Origin of the sequence: Desulfuromonas versatilis, assembly GCF_019704135.1 — a bacterium.
Taxonomy (GTDB): domain Bacteria; phylum Desulfobacterota; class Desulfuromonadia; order Desulfuromonadales; family NIT-T3; genus Desulfuromonas_A; species Desulfuromonas_A versatilis.
In genome coordinates this window covers 3,975,326-3,995,862 of record NZ_AP024355.1, presented here as the reverse complement: position 1 = coordinate 3,995,862, position 20,537 = coordinate 3,975,326, and the positions used below count along the sequence as shown (strand labels likewise).

18 protein-coding genes and 1 riboswitch are annotated in these 20,537 nt (G+C 66.7%); of the genes, 10 read left to right on the top strand and 8 right to left on the bottom strand.

Features of this window, described 5'->3' with window-relative positions; genetic code table 11:
* Positions 1 to 89 precede the first annotated feature (89 nt).
* Complete coding sequence (lspA, locus tag DESUT3_RS17975) at positions 90 to 572, top strand: signal peptidase II (protein ID WP_225911718.1); 483 nt, start codon at positions 90 to 92, stop codon at positions 570 to 572.
* Positions 573 to 633: 61 nt separating this feature from the next.
* The gene (locus DESUT3_RS17970; protein ID WP_221249858.1) at positions 634 to 870 is read left to right on the top strand and encodes a DUF2442 domain-containing protein; all 237 of its coding nucleotides are present in this window, start codon (positions 634 to 636) and stop codon (positions 868 to 870) included.
* A gap of 210 nt (positions 871 to 1,080) precedes the next feature.
* Here the strand turns inward: DESUT3_RS17970 and DESUT3_RS17965 are convergent, their stop codons facing one another.
* The gene (locus DESUT3_RS17965; protein WP_221249857.1) at positions 1,081 to 2,466 is read right to left on the bottom strand and encodes a cytochrome c family protein; all 1,386 of its coding nucleotides are present in this window, start codon (positions 2,464 to 2,466) and stop codon (positions 1,081 to 1,083) included.
* Positions 2,467 to 2,653: 187 nt separating this feature from the next.
* Between DESUT3_RS17965 and DESUT3_RS17960 the strand changes: the two genes are divergently transcribed.
* Both DESUT3_RS17960 and DESUT3_RS17955 read left to right on the top strand, forming a co-directional pair.
* Positions 2,654 to 3,298 (top strand): alanyl-tRNA editing protein, encoded by a 645-nt coding sequence (locus tag DESUT3_RS17960; RefSeq protein WP_221249856.1) that lies wholly within the window; start codon positions 2,654 to 2,656, stop codon positions 3,296 to 3,298.
* A gap of 99 nt (positions 3,299 to 3,397) precedes the next feature.
* A complete protein-coding gene (locus DESUT3_RS17955) occupies positions 3,398 to 7,372 on the top strand; it encodes a DUF748 domain-containing protein (RefSeq protein ID WP_221249855.1) in 3,975 nt (1,324 codons plus the stop codon).
* 123 nt (positions 7,373 to 7,495) lie between these two features.
* Here the strand turns inward: DESUT3_RS17955 and DESUT3_RS17950 are convergent, their stop codons facing one another.
* The 5 genes from DESUT3_RS17950 to DESUT3_RS17930 form a co-directional block, all read right to left on the bottom strand.
* Complete coding sequence (locus tag DESUT3_RS17950; protein WP_221249854.1) at positions 7,496 to 8,860, bottom strand: HAMP domain-containing sensor histidine kinase; 1,365 nt, start codon at positions 8,858 to 8,860, stop codon at positions 7,496 to 7,498.
* Positions 8,857 to 9,564, bottom strand: a complete 708-nt coding sequence (locus DESUT3_RS17945; protein ID WP_221249853.1) for a response regulator — start codon at positions 9,562 to 9,564, stop codon at positions 8,857 to 8,859. Before DESUT3_RS17945 ends, DESUT3_RS17950 begins: the two co-directional genes overlap by 4 nt.
* A 23-nt stretch (positions 9,565 to 9,587) precedes the next feature.
* Positions 9,588 to 9,857, bottom strand: a complete 270-nt coding sequence (locus DESUT3_RS17940; RefSeq protein WP_221249852.1) for a hypothetical protein — start codon at positions 9,855 to 9,857, stop codon at positions 9,588 to 9,590.
* A 64-nt stretch (positions 9,858 to 9,921) separates the two neighbouring features.
* Positions 9,922 to 10,329 (bottom strand): hypothetical protein, encoded by a 408-nt coding sequence (locus DESUT3_RS17935; protein WP_221249851.1) that lies wholly within the window; start codon positions 10,327 to 10,329, stop codon positions 9,922 to 9,924.
* A gap of 35 nt (positions 10,330 to 10,364) precedes the next feature.
* Positions 10,365 to 10,817, bottom strand: a complete 453-nt coding sequence (locus DESUT3_RS17930) for a Spy/CpxP family protein refolding chaperone (protein ID WP_221249850.1) — start codon at positions 10,815 to 10,817, stop codon at positions 10,365 to 10,367.
* Positions 10,818 to 11,003: 186 nt separating this feature from the next.
* Positions 11,004 to 11,085: riboswitch (cyclic di-GMP riboswitch) on the top strand.
* 143 nt (positions 11,086 to 11,228) lie between these two features.
* Between DESUT3_RS17930 and DESUT3_RS17925 the strand changes: the two genes are divergently transcribed.
* The 4 genes from DESUT3_RS17925 to DESUT3_RS17910 all read left to right on the top strand — a co-directional run bounded on the left by DESUT3_RS17925 (position 11,229) and on the right by DESUT3_RS17910 (position 15,729).
* Positions 11,229 to 12,050 carry an alpha/beta fold hydrolase gene (locus tag DESUT3_RS17925; protein WP_221249849.1) on the top strand — a complete coding sequence of 274 codons (822 nt, stop codon included), beginning with the start codon at positions 11,229 to 11,231 and terminating at the stop codon, positions 12,048 to 12,050.
* A gap of 20 nt (positions 12,051 to 12,070) precedes the next feature.
* Positions 12,071 to 12,454: a VOC family protein gene (locus DESUT3_RS17920; protein WP_221249848.1), complete on the top strand. Its 384-nt coding sequence runs from the start codon at positions 12,071 to 12,073 to the stop codon at positions 12,452 to 12,454.
* 188 nt (positions 12,455 to 12,642) lie between these two features.
* Positions 12,643 to 13,269: an isochorismate family cysteine hydrolase YcaC gene (gene ycaC / locus DESUT3_RS17915; protein ID WP_221249847.1), complete on the top strand. Its 627-nt coding sequence runs from the start codon at positions 12,643 to 12,645 to the stop codon at positions 13,267 to 13,269.
* 144 nt (positions 13,270 to 13,413) lie between these two features.
* Positions 13,414 to 15,729 (top strand): ATP-dependent DNA helicase, encoded by a 2,316-nt coding sequence (locus DESUT3_RS17910; protein WP_221249846.1) that lies wholly within the window; start codon positions 13,414 to 13,416, stop codon positions 15,727 to 15,729.
* Positions 15,730 to 16,009: 280 nt separating this feature from the next.
* Here the strand turns inward: DESUT3_RS17910 and DESUT3_RS17905 are convergent, their stop codons facing one another.
* Positions 16,010 to 17,851 (bottom strand): ABC transporter ATP-binding protein, encoded by a 1,842-nt coding sequence (locus tag DESUT3_RS17905; RefSeq protein ID WP_221249845.1) that lies wholly within the window; start codon positions 17,849 to 17,851, stop codon positions 16,010 to 16,012.
* Positions 17,852 to 18,038: 187 nt separating this feature from the next.
* Between DESUT3_RS17905 and rnhA the strand changes: the two genes are divergently transcribed.
* Positions 18,039 to 19,475, top strand: a complete 1,437-nt coding sequence (gene rnhA, locus DESUT3_RS17900) for a ribonuclease HI (protein WP_225911557.1) — start codon at positions 18,039 to 18,041, stop codon at positions 19,473 to 19,475.
* Positions 19,476 to 19,496: 21 nt separating this feature from the next.
* Positions 19,497 to 20,030, top strand: a complete 534-nt coding sequence (locus tag DESUT3_RS17895; protein ID WP_221249843.1) for a GNAT family N-acetyltransferase — start codon at positions 19,497 to 19,499, stop codon at positions 20,028 to 20,030.
* A gap of 84 nt (positions 20,031 to 20,114) precedes the next feature.
* Here the strand turns inward: DESUT3_RS17895 and DESUT3_RS17890 are convergent, their stop codons facing one another.
* Positions 20,115 to 20,537 carry a hypothetical protein gene (locus DESUT3_RS17890; RefSeq protein WP_221249842.1) on the bottom strand — a complete coding sequence of 141 codons (423 nt, stop codon included), beginning with the start codon at positions 20,535 to 20,537 and terminating at the stop codon, positions 20,115 to 20,117.

Here is a 20,537-nt window from a genome sequence, read left to right as displayed (position 1 = left end):
TTGAGCCCGATTAGGACCCATGGGTCAATTTTCAGCACCAAAATCAAGCCTATAAGGGCAGATGGCATCAGAAATGAAAATGGCAAAAGATCCCGCTTTTTCTCTTCGTGCTCTTCGCCTGTGTGGGATGTGACCAGACGACCAAAACCATCGCCAGAAAAACCTTGGCGGGCTCGGAACCGATCAGTTTCCTGAGCGACGTATTCCGCCTCCAGTACGCCGAAAATCCCGGCGCTTTCCTGGGCCTGGGCGCGGGCACGCCTGATCATCTGCGGTATTGGGTTTTCACCGTCTTCGTGGGCATCCTTCTGGTGGGCCTGCTGACATACCTCATTGCCAGTAAAAACATGGCGATGGCGGGTGTTGTGGGCATTTCCCTAGTTTTCAGCGGGGGGATCGGCAACCTGATTGACCGCATATGCAACGACGGCAGAGTGATCGACTTCATGAACATGGGGATCGGCCCCTTACGCACCGGGGTATTCAATGTCGCCGATATCGCCATCTCGGCAGGATGCGTTATGGTTCTGGCTCTTTCCGTAAAAAAACAACGCGGCAACGTGCAACATTAATTAATTCGAATCGGAGCTGTGTTTCTAAAATTCTCCGGTAAAGCCAGAAAAGGATCAAACCATGATCAAAGTCATCAGTGCCATCCCCAACAGCCCTAACACCCTATTGGTCGAGCTTTCCGACGGTCGTAAAGGAACTTTCGATGTTGGCCCCTACCTGGAACGAGGTATTTTTAAAGAGCTCAAAAATCCTTCCTATTTTAAACAGGTCAAAGCGGCTTACGGCGGGGTGGTCTGGCCCAACGAGCAGGATTTTAGCCCCGAGACTATATCTGTTGAGCTCATTGAACAGAGATAAAACCTGGGGTCTAACCAAGTCAACCGTGGAGGGCGAAATTGATCCAGTTTCTTCTCTTCGTGCCCTTCGCCTGTGTAGAATGTGACCAGACGTCCAGGTAAAATCCCCCTCCCTCCCCAAATTCAAGTCCTGCGCGAATACAAGCAAAGCCCTCCCCGAACCGGGAGGGCTTTGCTTATCCGAACTTCCAACACCCCTGAACCTGGCGGTCTAGAACCTGACCGTGGTTTTCGCGGCAGCCATCTCGGCGCTGGCCACCGGCGGCAGTTTCTTGCCGGTGCGTTGGTAAACCTCATCCAGTGACTGTTGCGTGAACGAGCGGTACATCAGGCGTGTCGTGACCTGGTATTCGCCCTTGGCGGGCAGGGGGATGCGGTAGGTTTCGCTGTCCTTGCCCTTGGCCGGGATGCGCCGGTCATAACCGATGCCGTGGGCGCGCCAGCTCTTGGGCGTCAGGTTCCCCTCGGCATCCTTGAAGAGGACCCGGAAGACGACCGCGTTGGGGTCGACATGGTTCTGGTCGTCGACGTGGCCCGAGCTGTAGACGACCTTTCCGGCCTGGTCTTTGACCTCGACCTGCAGCCATATCTCGCGGATGTAGGTGGTGCCGGTAGGAATCTTGTGCCCGGCGCCGACATTGTGCACCTCTACGGTCAGCTCGAGGGTTCCGTCCGCGCTGACCTGTTCGGCCAGTTTGAGCTCGGCGGCGGCGCGCAGGAATTCCCGGGACCTTTCCGCCTGCTCCTGGTTGCCAAGCGCCTCCTGGATGTAGGAGCTGCCGCCGACAAAGCCGTGGTGGGCGAGATTATCCCGCAGCTTGCCCATCAGCGCGGCTCGGCCGGGGGTCTTGCTGACGCCGGGGGTGGGGGTCATGTGACAATCCTGGCAGGTGATGTTCTGCTTGCCGTACTCGTTGCTTTTCCAGTCTTCCCAGGTGTCGATGATGTGCACGCCGGTGGCGGGATGGATGACCATGTGGCAGGAGCCGCAGAAATCGGCCTTGGTGTGGATCTCGGTGTATTTCACCTCGTGATAGAGTGAATTGCCGTCGCCGCGGGGGCCGGTCTTCACGTTGCCCGGCTCGGAGACGTGCCCCATGTTGAACATCTGCTCCACGCCGGTTACCGTGTGGCAGAAGTCGCAGGAGATGCCCCGGCGCGAGGTCGCATCGAACTTGCTGCCGTCGGCTGGGGGCAGCAGGCCGGTGCGCGCCGCAATGGGCGCATGACAGGCGCCGCACAGCAGGTCGGTGGCGCCGTCGGTTTCCTGGTGGGCGAGCAGAAAATCGGGCTGGTACCACTGGTTCTGCCAGGCATTGGCATGCATGGAACGGGACCAGTCGTCGTAGATTTTGCCGTGGCAGGTCGAACAGACCTCGGGATCCTCGAACGCTCCGGGCTCGAACAGTTGGGGCTCTGCAGCTTTTGTCTCGACCGCGGCGGCCGCCTCCTCCGGTTGCGCAGCTGCGACCTCAGCCGCTGGCATGGTTTCCACCCCGGCTGCCGGCGGGGCTTCGCCTGAGGCACTGAAATAACCGCACCCCAAAAACAGAACACAAGGCAATGCCGCCATGAGAACAAGGACGAGACGATTCATGCTGACTCCTTTGGTATGAGTGTTTTTAAATAGTGGTCTTTAATATACTGGTGGCTGCCGGGTTGTCAATCATGCCGGGGATTTCTTCGGGGCAAGAAAACGAGTAAGGTATGCGGAGAACTCAACCCGAGGATTCATCGGGGGGCAGCCTCAGGCCGCCGAGGGCGGCATTTCTAAAGGGAATCCCATGACGCGAAAAGAATTCTGGAACGACCCCTACCAAACCGCCCTGGAGGCGGCGGTCAGCTCGGTGAACGGGGCGGAAATCACCCTCGATGCCAGCATCTTCTTCGCCTTCGCCGGTGGGCAGGAGAGCGACCGGGGGACCATTGCCGGCGCTCCGGTGCTCGCGGCGCGCAAGGAGGGGCTGGAGATCGTCTACACCCTGCCGGAAGCCCACGGGCTGGTCCCCGGGCAGAAGGTCCGGGTGGAGATCGACTGGGCGCGGCGCTATCGGCTGATGCGCCTGCACTTTGCCGCCGAGCTGGTGCTGGAGCTGGTCTACCGGGAGATCGAGGGGGTCGAGAAGATCGGCGCGCACATCGCCCAGGACAAGGCCAGGATCGATTTCGCCTGGGAGCGGAGCATCTCCCCGCTGCTGGCGAACTTCACCGCCGAGGCCAACCGGATTATCGGCCTCGACCTGGCGATCCGCACCGGTTTCGAGGACCAGGAGAACGAGCGCCGCTTCTGGGAGATCGAGGGCTTCTCCCGGGTCGCCTGCGGCGGCACCCACGTCCGTCGTACCGGGGAGGTCGGCCCCTTGCGGCTCAAGCGCAACAACATCGGCAAGGGCAAGGAGCGGATCGAGATCTACCTGGAGGAGGGCTGAGCCCCGGGCCGGCGCCTCGCCGGTTTTGCCCGAACCCCTGGAAATTGTTGCCGGGTCCGATAAGCTTGAGAGGATATTCGACAGCAGATCGGATCAGTCATGAACCTCCCGAAACTTCCCTTGAAGATCGCCGCCGGCCTGCTTGTCGCGCTGGTGCTGCTGGCCGGCGCCGTGGCCTTCGTGCTGCCGGTGGTGATCAGGCACCAGGCGGCGCAGTGGGTGGCGGAGCATACCGCGCGCACCCTGCGCATCGAGGGGTTGAGCATCAACCCCCTGACCTGGCGGATCGAGCTGCGCGGGGTCGGCCTCAGCGAGGCGGGCGATGCTGCCGAGTTCGCCGCCTTCGAGCGGCTGCTGCTCGATGTCAGCTCCCGCTCCTTGTTCGATCGCGCCCTGATCCTCCGCGAGGTCGAACTGGTCGGCCCGCGGCTGCGCCTGGTGCGCGAGGCGGACAGCCGCTTCAACTTCGCCGACCTGCTCGAGCTGGGCGGACCGCCCGCCCCGAATAAGGAGCAGGCCGGTGAGCCGCCGCGCTTTTCGGTCAACAACATCCGCCTCAGCGGGGGCTCCCTCGATTTCGTCGACCGGGCCCTGGCCGAGCCCAAGTCTCACCGCGTTCGCGACCTCGAGCTGAGCGTCCCCTTTATCGGCAACATCCCCCACCTGGAAGAACAGTACGTCACCCCGACCCTGAGCGCCCTGGTCAACGGGGCGCCCTTTCTCCTCGAAGGCGAGCTCAAGCCCTTCGCCGAGGCGATGGAAGCCTCGGTGCGGATTGCCCTGGACCGGCTGGAGGCCCCCTACTACCTGGCCTACCTGCCCACCGAACTCCCCTTCCGGGTGGAGTTCGCCAACATCTCCAGCGACCTGCGCATCAGTTACCTGGCCAGTGCCACCGAGAAGCCGCTGCTCAAGGTGGGGGGCGAGCTCGCCCTGTCGGTGCTGACGCTGCCCGACGCCACCGGCGAGCGGGTCTTCTTTCTGCCCCTGGTGATGGCCAAAATCGACCCCTCGCGGGTGCTCGAGCGCGAGCTTTCGCTCTCCTCGCTGATGCTCTACGACATGGAGGTTTGGCTCTCCCGCGACCGCAACGGGGCCTGGAGCCATTCGCGCCTGGCCGGCAACAGTCCCGAGCCTCCGCTGGTGGCGGAGCCCGAGGCGCCGCCCGTGCCCCCTCTGCAGGTGAGGATCGAAAAGGCGCGGCTCTTCGAGGGGAAATTCCACTTCGACGACCGGCTGCCACCGGGAGGCTTCAGGAGCGAAATCGAGCACATCGACCTCGCCGTGGATAAGTTCTCCACGGCCCCGGGCGAGGCGGCGAGTTTCACCCTGGCGCTGCGTTCCAGGCGGGGCGAGAAGGGGAGCGCCGAGGGCGCGCTGACCCTCGAGCCCCTTAACCTGCGGGTCGCCCTCGACCTGGCCGCGGCGCCGCTGCGGGCCTACTACCCCTACCTGGCCGACACGCTCAGCGCCCCGCTCGAAGGACTGCTTGGCGCCTCGGCCGAGCTCTCCCTGAGCCGCCCCGAGGGGCTGCGGGTGGCCGATGCCGCTCTGCAGGTGGAGGGGCTGAGCGTCCCCTTCGTCGGCGACGACGGCCTGACCCTCAAGCGGGTTCGCCTCGCCGGCGGGACGGCCGATCTTGCGGCGCGGCGCTTCGACGTCGAAACCGTGGAGGTCGGCGCCGGGGAACTGCGCCTCTCCCGCGACGCCCAGGGCGTCTTCTCCCCCACGGTGCTGCTGCGGCCGCGTCCGGCGGCCGAGCCCGCGCCGGCAAAGCCGCCGGCGGAGGGCGCCCCCTTCAGCCTGCGGATCGGCTCGATCAGCGCCGGCAGCCTGGCGGTGGCCTTCACCGACCGGCTGCCGCCCCTGCAGCCGGCCTACACCCTGGGTGGGCTCGACTTGGCCTTGCGAGGCGACCAAAAAGGGGCGCCGGCCCTGAGCGTCGACGCGAAGCAGGGGCTGCGGCTGGCAGGATTCGGGGTCGAGCTGCGGGAGCTGGCGGTCCCGCTGGCCGAGGGGGACCGCCTGCGGCTGGGGCGGCTCGATGTCCAAGGCGGCACCCTTGATTTGGGGGCCCGGCGCCTGGAGATCGGGATGGTGGCGCTGGCCGACGGGGAGCTGCGCTTCTCCCGGGATGCCCAGGGCGAGCTCTCCCTGCTGGCCCTGCTCCCGCCGGCGGGCGAGAAGGCGCCGGAGCCTCAGGCCGCAGAGACCCCCGCCCCCTTCGGCTACCGCGTCGGCGCCATCGACGCCAAGGAGCTGGCGATTCACTTTCGCGACGCGATGCAGCCAAAACAGCCGGCCTTCGACATGACCGGGCTCAGCCTTGCGCTGGAGGGGCTCTCCGGGCCCGGGCCCGCGGCGAGCCCCTTCCGGCTGGCGGCGCGCTACGGCCGCGGCGGCTCGCTCAAGGCGTCGGGCAAGGTGGTCCCCGCCCCCCTCGATTTTCGCGGTCGGATCGAACTGGGGCGCATCCCGCTCACCGATTTCGTCGCCTATCTCCCCGAGCAGCTGCTCGTCGAGTTGACCGGCGGCAGCCTCGACGCCAGGGTCGATCTCGGCCTGCGCCGGCAGAAGGATGCGTTGCGGGGGGATTTCGGGGGCCAGCTCGGCATCCGCAACTTCTCTTGTCTGGATGGCGTCGATCGGCAGAAGCTGCTCAGCTGGGAGAGCCTCCAGCTCGACGGGGTCAAGGGGCAGCTGGCCCCTTTTACGCTCGACATCGCCGAGGTCGCCCTCAGCAACTACCAGGCCCTGGTCATCATCGACGAGGAGGGCCGCCTCAACCTGCAGCAGCTCTATCAGCAGGAGCCGGTATCACCGACCGCCGGCGAGCCCCCGGAGAGGACGCCTCCCACCGAGCCGGCGCCGGTGCGTATCGACGCCATCACCCTGCAGGGCGGGGTGCTCGATTTTGCCGACAACCACCTCACCCCCAGCTTTTCCACCCGCATGCTCAACCTCGGCGGGCGGGTCAGCGGGCTCTCCTCCGACCCGCAGAGCAGCGCCGAGGTCGACCTGCGGGGCAACCTGGAAAACCAGTCCCCCCTGACCATCACCGGCCGCATCAACCCGCTGGGCCGCGAGCTCTTCGCCGAGTTGGAGGTGAGCTTCCAGAACATCGAGCTCTCCCCTTTGACCCCCTACACGGCCACCTACCTCGGCTACCCGGTGGAGCGGGGCAAGCTCACCCTCGACCTGCGCTACCTGATCGAGCAGCAGCGGCTCGACTCCTCCAACCACGTCTTTCTCGACCAGTTCACCCTGGGCGACAAGGTGCCCAGCGAGCAGGCGACCGGCCTTCCGGTCAAGCTGGCGGTGGCGCTGATGAAGGACCGCAACGGCGAGATCCATCTTGACCTGCCGGTCTCGGGGCGCACCGACGATCCCGAGTTCAGCGTTTTCGGGGTGGTGATGAAGTTGCTCAAGAACCTGGTGGTCAAGGCGGCCACGGCCCCCTTCTCCCTGCTCGCCTCGATGCTCGGCGGCGGCCAGCAGGACATCAGCACCATCAGCTTCCCGCTGGGCAGCGCCCGCCTGGCTCCGCCGGAGCGGGAAAAGCTCACCAATCTGGCCGAGATCCTCGACAAGCGCCCGGCACTCAAGCTGGAGGTGAGCGGCTTTGCCGACCCGCAGAGCGACCCCGAGGCCTACCGCAAGGAGCGCCTGCAGAATCTGCTGAAGAGCGCCCGCTACAACGAGCTGGCCGCCGCGGGGGCGGATCTGGGGGGACGCACCATCGAGCAGATGGAAGTCCCCGCCGAGCAGTACGAGGACTATCTCGAGCAGGTCTACCGGCAGGCCGATTTCCCCAAGCCGCGCAATTTCTTCGGCATGGTCAAGGGGCTGCCGGCGGCGGAGATGGAGAAGCTGCTGCTGGCCCACTTGCCGGCCGGCGAGGAGCAGATGCGCGCCCTGGCCTGGGGGCGGGCCACGGTGGTGAGAAACTACCTCATCCAGGAGGGGAAACTGTCCCCGGAGCGGATCTTCCTGCAGCGCCAGGATGTGTTCAAGGCGCCCGAGGAGCAGGGCGCCGGCGCCAGCCGGGTGGAGTTCGGGGTTGTAACCCCTTAGCAAAGGGTCAAGCCATACGGGCCGAACCGACCCTGTGAACGGAGCGCAGACAGGGAAAGTCTGGCCAGGGGAAACAATGATGGAGGGGCGTGCCGGCTGGCGCGGGCAGGGTCGTGGCCGCGGCTAGGACGGTTCCGGTCGATCGCTTTGCAGGGGGAGGGTGAAGCCGAAGGTCATCCCCTTGGCCGGTCTGGGGCTGGCGGCGATCCGGCCGCCGTGGGCCTCGATGATGCGCCGGCAGAGGGTCAGCCCCAGCCCGGTGCCGCCGGTCTGCCGGGAGCGGCTGCGGTCGCTGCGGAAAAAGGGCTCGAACAGTCGCGGCAGGTCCGCCTCGGGGACCCCCTCGCCGAAGTCGCTGACCTCGACCCGCAGCCCCCCCTCCGCCAGGGTTGCATCCAGCCGCACCGGCTGGTCGGGGGGGCTGTACTTGACGGCGTTGTCGAGCAGGTTGTCGCAGACCCGGTTGACCAGCTCGGGGTCGAACTGCGCGTCTGGCAGCTCCGGGGCAAGTCGCAGCTCCAGAAAGCGGGCCGGGTGATGGCGATCGAAGCGGGCGGCAGTGTCGGCGAAGAACCGCCCCAGGGAAACCTCCCGGGGCCGCAGCGGCAGGCCCGCCGGGCCGCCACTGGCGAGATCGAGCCGGGCGCTGGTCAGCACGTTGTCCACCAGCCGCTCCAAATCGGCCAGGTCGGCCCCCATCCCCTGCAGCCGCTCCAGGGTCTGGGCGGCGTCGCCGGGGGAGTCCTCGCACAGCTCCAGGGCCACCCGCAGCCGGGCCAGGGGGGTGCGGATCTCGTGGGAGATGTTGGCGAGCAGCTCCTTCTCGCTGCGCAGGCGCTCCTCGAGGCGCCCGGCCATCTCGTCGAGGGCGCGGGCCAGTTCGCCCACCTCGTCGCGGCGGGCCAACCCGCTGCGGGCGGAGAGGTCGCCGGCGGCCAGGGCCCGGGAGGTCCGGGTGAGCCTCTCCAGCGGGCCGGCCAGGGCCCGCACCAGGGGCCAGGAGACCAGCGCCACCACCAGCAGCACCGCGGCCAGGGCCAGGGCAAAGCGCAGGCCCCCCGAATCGGGCCCCGCCAGCAGCAGGTAGGGGCCGTCCCCGGGGCCGACGGCGGTGGCGTACACCCACCCCTGGTCGGCCTGGCGCAGCGGGTGCCAGCCGCCGATCCTGGGCAGCTCCTCCCCGGCGAGGGGGGCTGGCGGCGCGGTCCCCGCCGCGGCCAGGCGGGTGCCGTCGCGGCGATACACGGCGCCGCTGCGCTGCAGCGTGGCGCAGAACCGCTCCAGGGTGGCCTGGAGTTCGGCGGGGGCCTCGAGATGCCGCTGCAGTTCGGCGGCGAGCAGCTGGTGCAGGCGCTCGGGGCGGCCGTGGAAGCGCGATTCGGGCTGCACCAACAGGGCGGTCGCGGTCACCGCCACCGTCGCGGCGAGGATCAGCAGCAGGCCGTTGAGGTAGATGCGCCAGAACAGCCGCCGTCGCGGCCGCCTCATTCGCGCCCCCCGGCCAGGTACTGGTAGCCGGCGCCGCGCACGGTGCGGATGCGCTGCGGGTTGCGCGGGTCGTCGCCGAGCTTGTGCCGCAGCCGCGAGATGTGGACGTCGATGGAGCGGTCGAAGGCCTCCTCGGCGTTGCCCCGGGCCAGCTCCATGAGCCGCTCGCGGGAGAGGACCTGCCCGGCCCGTTCGGCCAGGGCCTGCAGCAGGGCGAATTCGTAGCTGGTCAGATCGAGGGCGGCGCCGTTCAGGGTCGCCGTCAGGCTGCCGGGATCGAGTGCCAGGTCGCCGATGCGCACCAGGGCGCTGCGCGGCCCGGCCTGGCCGCGGGCGCGGCGCACCGCGGCGCGAATGCGGGCGAGCAGCTCCCGGGGGGAGAAGGGTTTGGGGAGGTAGTCGTCGGCGCCGATCTCCAGGCCGAGGACCCGGTCGGCCTCCTCGTCGCGGGCGGTGATCATGAGCACCGGGACATCCGAATGCTCGCGCAGCCGTTGGCAGACCGAGATGCCGTCGCGCCCGGGCAGCATCAGGTCGAGCAGCACCGCGTCGAAGCGGTGGCGCAGCGCCTGCTGCAACCCCCGTTCGCCGTCGGCCTCCAGGGTGACGACCACCCCGTTGCGCTCCAGGTATTCGCGGGTGAGCTGGGCCAGGCGCAGGTCGTCTTCGATCAGCAGCAGGTTGATCAGCGGCTCGCGTTCCATCTCTCGGGTCCTTTCCGGGGATTTCAGATTTCGGCGCCGCGCCGGCGGTTCAGCAGGCCGCCGAGCAGCTGCCCGCAGGCGGCACCGGACAGGCACAGGGGGAGGAAAGCGACTCCCGGCTCGGCCCTGGCCTGCAGGTAAATGATAACCGGAAGCGACAGCTGCGCATAGAAGAACCAGCCGAAACTGAACCGTGCGGACCCCTGGCGCAGGTAGCCCAGGGGGGCGTTGGCCAGCGCGGTCCCCAGAAACAGGGCGAGCAGTTCCCAGGGAAGTTGACTGTGAAGAGGCATGGCGATTTCCTCGCGGGCGGGGCCGTCGAACCAAGTTGGGGTTCGACGGCCCCAGGTGGGCCGATCAGGCGCCGGAGCAGGAGGTGCAGGCCGCGCCCCCCCGGCAGGCGGACGGAAACAGGCGCTCGGCGGCGAAGGCGGTGATGTCGATGCCGAAGTGGACGTAGAGGTCGGGATGGCCGGGCAGGGGGATCCAGTAGGAATCCATCACCACCCCCAGCTGTTCGATGTACTCCACCGAACGCTTGGCGCTCTGCTCGCGCAGGGCCTGGACGGCCAGGCAGCCCCGGTGGACCTCGGCCCCCCCGCGGTCGCTGCAGCGGGTTCCGGGGACCATCCCCGCCGCCTCGGCCGCCTGGTTGCGCGCGAGAATGGTGCGGTCCTTGTGGAGCAGCAGGACCGGGGCGGGGAAGTTGTCCCAGAACAGGTGAAAGTGGCGTTTCAGGTTCTCGTCGATGGCGATCTCGGGCATTTGCAGGCTCCTTCGGGTTTTCATTCAGGGTTCATTCAGCGGGCGGTGCCGTGGGCCTCGGCAAGACATTGCTGCAACTCGGCGCGCTGCTCCGGGGTCAGGATCGCGTTGATCTCGAGCAGCCGGTCCAGGCTCCGGTGGCCGAACTCGGTCAGCGTCAGGGCCCGGGCGTCGAGGCGCTGATGGAGCCCCTCGCGGTCGGGGGCATCGGCGAGCAGGGCGGCGACCATGCTGCCGCGCTCCCGGGCGTTCTCCTGGTGCAGTTGCTTGGCGTCCTCGGCGATCTGCCCGGCGATCAGGCGGATCTGCTCGCGCTGCTGGTCGCTGGCGTCGATCTTGTCCAGCCCCCGTTCCAGGTGCTTCAGCATTTTTTCGACCATTTTGTCGGGGTCGCCGTGGTGGCCGTGCCGATGGCTGCAGCCCCCCAGCAGGCTTGCGGTGAGGCCCAGCACCAGCAGTAGAACCAATGACTTCGTGATGTTTCGCATGCTCGTCTCCTTTTCGACAGGAAGGCTTCTGGTGGATGTTTCAGATCCGAATCTACCAGGGGGGCGTTGCCGGTTTTTGTCGGAATTGTGAAGAAACATGAAGCCCCGCTCCCGCCTGTTTGGAGAAATAATACCTGACTTGACAGGTCAGCAAACGGGGGTAATGTGATACCAGCTTTGAAATGATCCCGAAAACGCCAAACCTGCCGTGAGGCAGGGACAGAAAGCCGCGGGTCTCAGAGGCTTGCGAGATGGCCGAGCTGCCGAAGGATTGCACATCCGAAACCGGTGGTTCGGCTTGTGTTTTTTGGAGGAGGGGAACGCTTTGCGCCTGCGCCCCGGAGAGGGGGCGGGCGTATGCCCAGGCGGCTCCCTTTTTTTCCGGGGAGTCCGTGGAAAGGAGAGAGTTGCATGCCTACCATCACCACCAAAGACGGTACCCATATTTACTACAAGGACTGGGGCAGCGGGCAGCCGGTGGTCTTCAGCCACGGCTGGCCGCTCAGCGCCGATGCCTGGGAAGACCAGATGTTCTTTCTGGCCTCGCGGGGCTACCGCTGCATCGCCCATGACCGGCGCGGCCACGGCCGCTCGAGCCAGCCCTGGCACGGCAACGACATGGACACCTATGCCGACGACCTGGCGCAGCTGGTGGAAAAACTCGACCTGAAAAACGCGATTCATATCGGCCACTCCACCGGCGGCGGCGAGGTGGCCCGCTACCTCGGCCGCCACGGCAGCAAGCGGGTGGCCAAGGCGGTGCTGATCGGCGCCGTGCCGCCGCTGATGGTCAAGACCGCCGCCAACCCGGGGGGCCTGCCGATGGAGGTCTTCGACGGCATCCGCGCCAACGTCCTGGCCGACCGCTCGAGCTTCTTCAGGGAGCTGCCCATCCCCTTCTACGGCTACAACCGGCCGGGCGCCATGCTCTCCGAGGGGGTGCGCGAGTCCTTCTGGCTGCAGGGGATGATGGCCGGTTTTCCGGCCGCCTACTTCTGCATCAAGGCCTTTTCCGAGACCGACCTGACCGAGGACCTGAAGAAGATCGACGTGCCGACCCTGCTTATCCATGGCGACGACGACCAGATCGTGCCGATCGCCAACTCGGCGCAGCTCGCGGTCAAGCTGGTCAAAAACGCCCGGCTCAAGGTCTACGAGGGGGGCTCGCACGGGATCTGCACCACCCAGAAGGACCAAGTCAACGCCGACCTGCTCGCCTTTCTCGGCGAGTAGCCACGGCTTGGAGATAATCCATGAAACCCCGATTCGGCGCCGGCCGCAATATCGCCCTTAAAATCCCCTCACACCAGTTCGCCGCGACCCTGGCCTTCTATCGCGATATCCTCGGCCTGGTGCAGATCGAGCAGGAGCAGCCCCTGGTGGTCTTCGACTATGCCGGCATGCGTCTGTGGCTGGACGAGGTCCCGCAGCTCAGCCAGGCCGAGCTCTGGCTGGAGGTGACCACCGACGACACGGCGGCCGCGGCCAAGTACCTGGAAGAGCAGGGGGTGGCGCGCTGCGACGGGGTCGAAGCTCTGCCGAAGGGGTTTGACGGTTTCTGGATCTGCAGCCCGGCGGGGATCGTGCACCTGGTCTGCCGGGACCAGGCGCCTGGCCAGGACCCGGCCGGTGGCTGAGGGGCGCAGACCCGCCTCCGCGAGGCGAAGAGAGGATGGTCATGGCCCAGGTAATTTGGATGGCACAGCCGGTCGGTCTTATCTGCGGATTAGCTCTGTGGCATCCGGATTACAGTGAAATCGGGGACGGCTAGGCCCATCCCTAACCCGGTCCCGCGCGGACCGGGCAAGCATGGAAGGACACAACCATGGAAAAATCGTTCAAATACAACCGCCTTGCCAAGGACGACGCGGCCCTGCTGCTGGTGGATCACCAGGCAGGGCTGATCTCTCTGGTGCAGGACTTTTCCCCCAGTGAGTTCAAGAACAACGTGCTGGCCGTCGCGGCCTGCGGCGTCTATTTCAAGCTTCCGACCATTCTCACCACCAGCTTCGAGAATGGCCCCAACGGCCCCCTGGTGCCGGAGTTGAAGGCGATGTTCCCCAATGCGCCCTACATCGCCCGGCCAGGCAATATCAACGCCTGGGACAACGAGGAGTTCGTCGCCGCGGTGAAAAAGAGCGGCCGCCGGCAGCTCATCATCGCCGGCGTGGTGACTGAAGTCTGCGTGGCCTTTCCGGCCCTCTCGGCCCTCGAGGAAGGCTACGAGGTGTTCGTGATCACCGACGCCTCGGGGACCTTCAACGAGGTCACCCGGCACAGCGCCTGGCTGCGGATGCAGGCGGCGGGGGTGCAACTGCTGAACTGGTTCGGGATGGCCTGCGAGCTGCATCGGGACTGGCGCAACGACATCGAAGGCCTCGGAACCCTCTTTTCGAACCACATTCCGAACTACCGCAACCTCATGACCAGCTATTTCACCAGGTCTGAGTGATGCCCCGGGCCGCGGGGCAGGGGAGGATTTTCCCGAGCGGCAGGTTATCGGATCGCCCGACACCAGGGCGTTGTCGCGGCTCCCCTTGTCCGACTCGGCCCCATCTTGCTATGCTAAGATTTTCCTCTCCTTCATAAGTCCGGCATGACCAGCAGACCCCAGGAAAAATCCTCCGAACCGCAGGTGCAGGGTGCGCCCCTCTACCAGGTGGCGGTGCGCGTGCTGTGCGAGTTCACCGCCAAGAGCGGCGATCTGGACCTGCGCTTTACCCCGGCCCCATCCGCCCAGGAGGGGATTGCCGGGCACGGCGTGGTCGCGGCGCGGCGCGGGGAGGGCTACCGCCGCGAGGTGCCGCTCGAGGCCGAGTACCGGGGACTGCTGGTGCGGGGCCGCGCCGACGGCTACGACCCGGGGCGCGGCCTGCTCGAGGAGGTGAAGACCTTCCGGGGCGAGCTGGCTCTGATGCCCGAGAATCATCGGCGGTTGCACTGGGCTCAGGCGAAGATCTACGGCTGGCTGCTCTGCCGGGCCGAGGGGCTCGCCGAGGTGCGCCTGGCGCTGGTCTATTTCGACATTTTCAGCCAGCGCGAGACCCGCTTCGAGGAGCGCTTCGCGGCGGCGGAGCTGCAGGGGTTTTTCGAACAGCAGTGCGAGCGCTTTCTCGCCTGGGCCGCGCAGGAGCGGGCCCACCGCCTGGCCCGGGACCTTGGCCTCAGCGCGCTGGGCTTTCCTTTCCCGGAGTTTCGCGCCGGCCAGCGGGCGCTGGCCGAGGCGGTCTACCGGACGGTGGGCGCCGGCAGCTGCCTGCTGGCCGAAGCGCCCACCGGCATCGGCAAGACCCTCGGCACCCTGTTCCCCATGCTCAAGGCCATGCCTCGGCACCGCCTGGACCGGGTCTTTTACCTGGCGGCCAAGACCCCCGGCCGCCGCCTCGCCCTCGAGGCCCTCCGGCAAATCGGCCAGAACGCGCCGGATCTGGCGCTGCGGGTGCTGGAGCTGGTCGCCCGCGACAAGGCCTGCGAGCACCCCGACAAGGCCTGCCAGGGCGACTCCTGCCCCCTGGCTAAGGGGTTCTACGACCGGCTGCCGGCGGCCCGCCAGGCCGCCCTGGACGGCGGCCGGCTCGACCGCGAGGGGCTGGCGGAGGCGGCGCGTTCGCACCAGCTCTGCCCCTACTACCTGGCCCAGGAGCTGGCGCGCTGGGCCGACGTGGTGGTGGGGGACTACAACTACTATTTCGACCTCCACGCCATGCTCTACGCCCTGACGGCCGCCCACCAGTGGCGGGTCGGCGTGCTGGTGGACGAGGCCCACAACCTGGTCGAGCGGGCCCGGGGGATGTACAGCGCCGAGCTGGATCAGCTCGCCTTCCGGGGGGCGCGGAGCGCCGCCCCGGCCCCGCTGAAAAAGCCCCTCGACAGGCTCCAGCGCTGCTGGAACGCGGCCTGCAAGGAGCAGCAGGAGCCCTACCGGGTCTACGACGAGGTGCCGGAGACGCTGCTGGCGGCCCTGCAGAAGGCGATCGCCGCCGTCACCGACTACCTCGCCGAGCACCCGGCGGGGCTCGACGGCGCCCTGCAGAGCTTCTACCTCGACGCCCTGCACTTTTGCCGGCTGGCCGAACTGTTCGACCGCCAATTTCTGTTCGATATCCGGCTTCTGCCCGGCCGCCGTCGCAATGCCGCGCTGTGCATCCGCAACCTGGTCCCCGCCCCCTTCCTGCTCCCCCGCTACCAGGCGGCCGCCGCCACGGTGCTGTTCTCGGCGACCCTGCGCCCGGACCGCTTCTACCGCGACCTGCTGGGGCTGCCCGCCGAAACCTTCCGCGTCGAGGTCGAGTCCCCCTTCTGCGCCGAGCAGCTCTCGGTGCGGATCGTCGAGCGGGTCTCGACCCGCTTCCGGGACCGCGACGCCTCGCTGGCGCCGATCGTGGCGCTGCTGGCCGGGCAGTTCGCGGAGCGGCCCGGCAACTACCTGGCCTTTTTCAGCAGCTTCGACTACCTGGAGCAGGTGGCGGGGCTGTTCGAGGAGCGCCATCCCGGAATCCCCGCCTGGCGCCAGGCCCGCCAGATGGACGAGAGCGCCCGCCAGGAGTTTCTCGACCGCTTCGCCCCCGGCCGCCGGGGGATCGGCTTCGCCGTGCTCGGCGGCGCCTTCGGCGAGGGGATCGACCTGCCCGGCGAGCGGCTGATCGGCGCCTTCATCGCCACCCTGGGGCTGCCCCAGCTGAACCCGGTGAACGAGCAGATCCGGGGGCGCATGGGCGAGCTGTTCGGCGCCGGCTACGACTATGCCTATTTCTACCCGGGGCTGCAGAAGGTGGTGCAGGCCGCCGGGCGGGTGATCCGCACCCGCCAGGACCGGGGGGTGATCTACCTGATCGACGACCGCTTCGCCCGACCCGAGGCCCTGCGCCTGCTGCCGGCCTGGTGGGGGCTGGGGGAGGGCGGGTTCGGCTGAAGCCGGAAAAAGGTCCTTGGCTCACGCGAAGCCGCGAAGGGCGCGAAGCCGCGAAGCCGCAAAGGACGCAAAGGACACTAAGGACACTAAGGACACTAAGGACGCGAAGAGCATCAAAGGGGAGGGGGCAATGGCGCAGGGACAAGCCGGGCGGGGCGGTTCAGGAACGCTCGGCCAGGATGCGCAGGTATTCCTTTTCGGTCACCAGGCCGCGGCTGCTCTCCAGCCTATCGAGGAATACCAGCCCCTGCAGATGGTCGAACTCGTGGAGGAACACCCCTCAGCGATACCCCTGCGCCTGCAGGGAGAAGAGGTAGGCATACTGGCCGCCTCGTTCCATCAGCTGTTCGTGGCTCCCCTGCTCGACGATGCGCCCTTTTTCGATGACCACGATCTGGTCGGCCATGCGCACGGTGGAGAAGCGGTGGGAGATCAGGATCGTCATCTTGCCGCGGCTTAAGTCCCGGAAGTGCTCGAAGATGGTCGCTTCGGCGGCGGCATCCATGGTCGAGGTCGGTTCGTCGAGCACCAGCAGGTCGGCCCGGGTGCGCATGAAGGCCCGGGACAGGGCGATCTTTTGCCACTGGCCGCCGGAGAGTTCGCGCCCGCCCTTGAACCATTTGCCGAGCTGGGTATCGTAGCGCTGCGGCAGCTTGTCGATGAACTCCTTGGCCATCCCTTTCTCGGCCGCCTGTTCCCAGCGCTGCCGGTCTTCGAAATGCTGCATGTCGCCGGCACCGATGTTCTCTCCGACCAGGAACTGGTAGCGGCCGAAATCCTGGAAAATGACGCCGATTCGCGCCCGCAGCGCCTCGCTTTCCCACTGTTGCAGGTCCAGGCCGTCGAGCAGGATGCGCCCCGAGTCCGGCCGGTAGAGACGGGTCAGCAGCTTGATCAGGGTGGTCTTGCCCGAGCCGTTTTCGCCGACCAACGCCAGGCTCTCGCCCGGCCGGAGATGCAGGCTGACCAGCTGCAGGGCCGGCTCCTCGCTGCCCGGGTAGCGGAAACTGACCTCTTCGAAGCGCACCCCGTCGCCCGGCCGCGGCCCCTGGCGCAGCTCCCCCTGGGGGGGCGGCACCGGCTGCTCGAGGTATTCGTAGAGGTTCGAGAGGTAGAGGTTGTCTTCGTACATGCCGCTGATCGCCGAAAGGCTGGCCGAGACCGCCGACTGCCCCTGCCTGAACAGCAGCAGGTACATGGTCATCTGGCCGAGGCTGATGGCGCCGCGGATGGCCGACAGGGCGATCCAGGCGTAGGCGCCGTAGAAGGCGGCGGTGCCGAGCAGGCCGAGGGCGAAGCCCCAGCTGTCGCGGCGCAGGGTCAGCCGGCGGTCCTCGGCGAAGAGCTTTTCGAAGATCGCCCGGTAGCGCTGCAGCAGCTTCGGCCCCAGGCGAAACAGCTTGACTTCCTTGGCGTAGTCCTCGCGGGCCAGCACCGTCTCCAGGTACATCTGCATCCGCGTCTCCGGCGAGCGCCAGCGGAACAGGCGGAACTTGTCGCCGGAGAACTTCGCCTCGGCCAGGAATTCCGGGATGCCGCCGGCCACCAGGATCAGCACCGTCCAGGGGGAGAACTGCACCAGCAGCACCGCGTAACTGACCAGCGAGATGCCGTTCTGCACCAGGCCGAAGGTGCGGGTGACCAGGCTCAGGGGGCGGGTCGAGGCCTCGCGCCGGGCGCGGGTCAGCTTGTCGTAGAATTCCGAATCCTCGAAATGGGCCAGCTTGAGGGTCAGCGCCTTTTCCAGGATCATCAGGTTGATCCGTTGCCCCATCAGCGCCCGCAGCAGCGCCTGGCAGGTGGCGATGCCGCGCTGGGCGCCGGCAATCAGCGCCACCACCCCCGCCTCGCCGGCGACCAGCAGCAGCACCCAGGTGGTATCGGCGCTGCCGGTCTCCCGGTGCTGCCCCATCGCCGCGACCACCCCATCGACGATCAGCTGGCCGATCCAGGCCACGGCCGCGGGGAATACCCCGGCGAGCAGGGTCAGCACGGCGAAGATCAGCGCCAGCCGGCGGCTGGTCGACCAGACCAGCCCCAGGGCGCGGCGGCTGTAGCGGAACACGTCGAAAAAACGTCGGGAGGGTGGGTTGCTGTCGGTGGCCAAGGGCGGGTATTTCAAGGGCGATCCTGTCGGTGTTAATTGGGACGGGGTTTCCCATCATAGCATTCCTGCCGTGATGCGGCACGCAGGGTTTTGCGCTCTGGTCGCGTAAAAAGGTTTTGCTCCATTCCTGGTCTGTGCGATTCTAACCCCTGCCATGCAGCGAGCAGAACCCCAGGAACGAATGCACACCTCGGGAGGAAGTTTGAAATTTTCGCCACAGCTCTATTTGCTGGACGGGTCCAGCTACCTCTATCGCGCCTATTATGGAATTCGAGACCTTGCCACCTCCGGCGGTCTGCCGACCAATGCCGTGTTCGGTTTCACCCGGATGCTCCTGGGCCTGCTTCAGGAACATCGGCCGGATTACCTGGCGGTCGTTTTCGACCCTCCCCGGGAAAAGACCTTTCGCAGAACCCTTTATCCCGACTACAAGGCGAACCGGGACGCCATGCCCGAGGAGCTGGCACTCCAGCTTCCCTACGTCCGGAAGGTCCTGCAGGCCCTCAATATCCCCGCCCTGGAAGCCCCCGGGTTTGAGGCCGACGATGTCATCGCCACTCTGGCCCGCCGTCATGCCGCTGAAGGGGTCGGAGTCACGGTGGTTACCGGAGACAAGGACCTGCTGCAGATTGTCGGCGACGGGATTGGCCTGCTGGACACGATGAAGGGCAGGCGTTCGGGGCCGCAAGAGGTTCTCGACCGCTTCGGTGTGCCTGCCGAGCGGGTGCCCGATGTCCTGGGCCTGGCCGGCGACACCTCGGACAATATCCCTGGGGTTCCCGGGATCGGCGAGAAAACCGCGGCCGAACTGGTAGCGCGCTTCGGGTCGCTGGAAGCGGTTCTTGAGTGGAAACACCTGGTGAACGGCAGAAAGCGCCAGGAGAATCTCCATGCCCATGCCGACCAGGCCCGGCTCTCGAAAACCCTGGCCACCCTCCGTCGGGACGTTCCCCTGGAGATCCGTCTGCCCGACCTGCAGCGCCAGCGACCGAACCTGGCCGAGCTTATCCCGCTGCTGCGCGAACTGGAATTCGAGGCCCTGGAGGTGGCCTTCACCCCGCCGCCGCCGGGCGTCGTCGAGATCTACAGCGACGGCTCGGGAAGCAGTTCCGGGCCCGGGGGCTATGGAGTGGTCCTGCGCTACGGGGAGCTGGAGAAGGAGCTGAGCGGTTACGAGTGTGCCTCGACCTCGCAGCGCATGGAACTGCTGGCGGCGATCCGCGGGCTGGAAGCCCTGAACAACCCGAGGACCGTGCGCCTGTTCAGCGATTCGCAGTACCTGGTGCGGGGGATGAGCGAGTGGATTCATGGCTGGATCCGCGACGGTCGCCTGGAGACCCCCGATGCCCTGGCGAACCAGGATCTCTGGCAGCAGCTGGTTGCCTTGTCCCGCAAACATGAGGTCACCTGGAACTGGGTGCGGGGCCATGCGGGGCACCCCTTCAATGAGCGCTGCGACCAGCTGGCAAAGCGGGCGGCAGAGGAGGGGTTGCGGGCGGCCGAGCTGCCCGGGGAACCCGCATTGGAAGAGAAGAAGGTCATCCCTGCGCCCGTCGGGCCGGCCAACCAGGCACCGGTTCCGGTCAGGGAGGAGTCGGAATTCGAGGTCGAAGAGGACGGTCAACTGCGGCTGTGTTGAATCAATCCAGGGGCTCTCAAGATGAAAATACAGAAAGTCACGAAAGAAAACCACGCCAAGGTCTATGCGCTTTTGCGCCGTGCCTTTCCCGGCAGTGAATACGAAGCCGGGCTGGTTCAGAAACTCCACGAAAACGGCAAACCGGTGCATGAATGGGTTTGCATTCACACCAACAAGGTCATCGCCTATATTGCCTTTTCCAATGCCTTCAACGGCAACGAGGTCTGCGGGCTGCATCTGGCCCCCATGGCGGTGTCCCCCGAATTTCAAAAGCAGGGGGTGGGCTCGGAACTGCTCCGGTTTGCCCTTAGGCAAGAGCCGGTCAAGAGCCAGCCCTTGTTCGTGTTGGGCGAACCCGGCTATTACAGAAGGTTCGGCTTTGAGCCCTGCCCTCAGCCCATCTGCCCCTTCGATAAAAACAACGCCCATTTCCTGAGCCTGGGCAACGCTGCCACCGCGCCCTTCACCGTCGGCTACGAGCCGGAGTTCAAAACCGCGGCCAAGCCGGCAGCCAAGCCGGCCGAACCCCGCTCCCGGGGGAAGAAACGGCGCTGAGTCCGGCCGGGGAACCCGAGTCTCCGAACGCAACGAAGCCGCCCCGGATGGGGGCGGCTTCGTTGTCTCCGGCGCAGCAGGCTTCTACCCCGGAGCGAGGCTGAAGTCGTCGTGCAGCGTGCGCCCGGCGACGGCGGTGAGGATGCCGAGGCGGCGGATGCGGCCGAGCATCCGGCCCAGGGCGAGCAGGTAGCCCCCCTCCCAGAAGACCCCCGTCACCTCGCGGACCCTGCCGAGCCGGTCGGTGAGGGTGCAGGTCACCCGGGCATCGGGCACCTGGCGCCCGTCGGGGCCGGTGAGCAGCAGCACCACGTCGGTTTTCGGCTCGCCGTTGCGGGAAACCAGCAGATAATGCAGGGCGTACTCGCCGATCCAGGCGGTGCGGATCCAGGAACTGCAGATCTTATGGCCGGCATGCTTCCGGCGCTGCGCTCCGGCGCCGTTGGCGGAGCGCCTCCCGAAGCGGTTGCGGCCGGTGGTGGTTTGGGTTCGCAGCGTGTTTTTCAT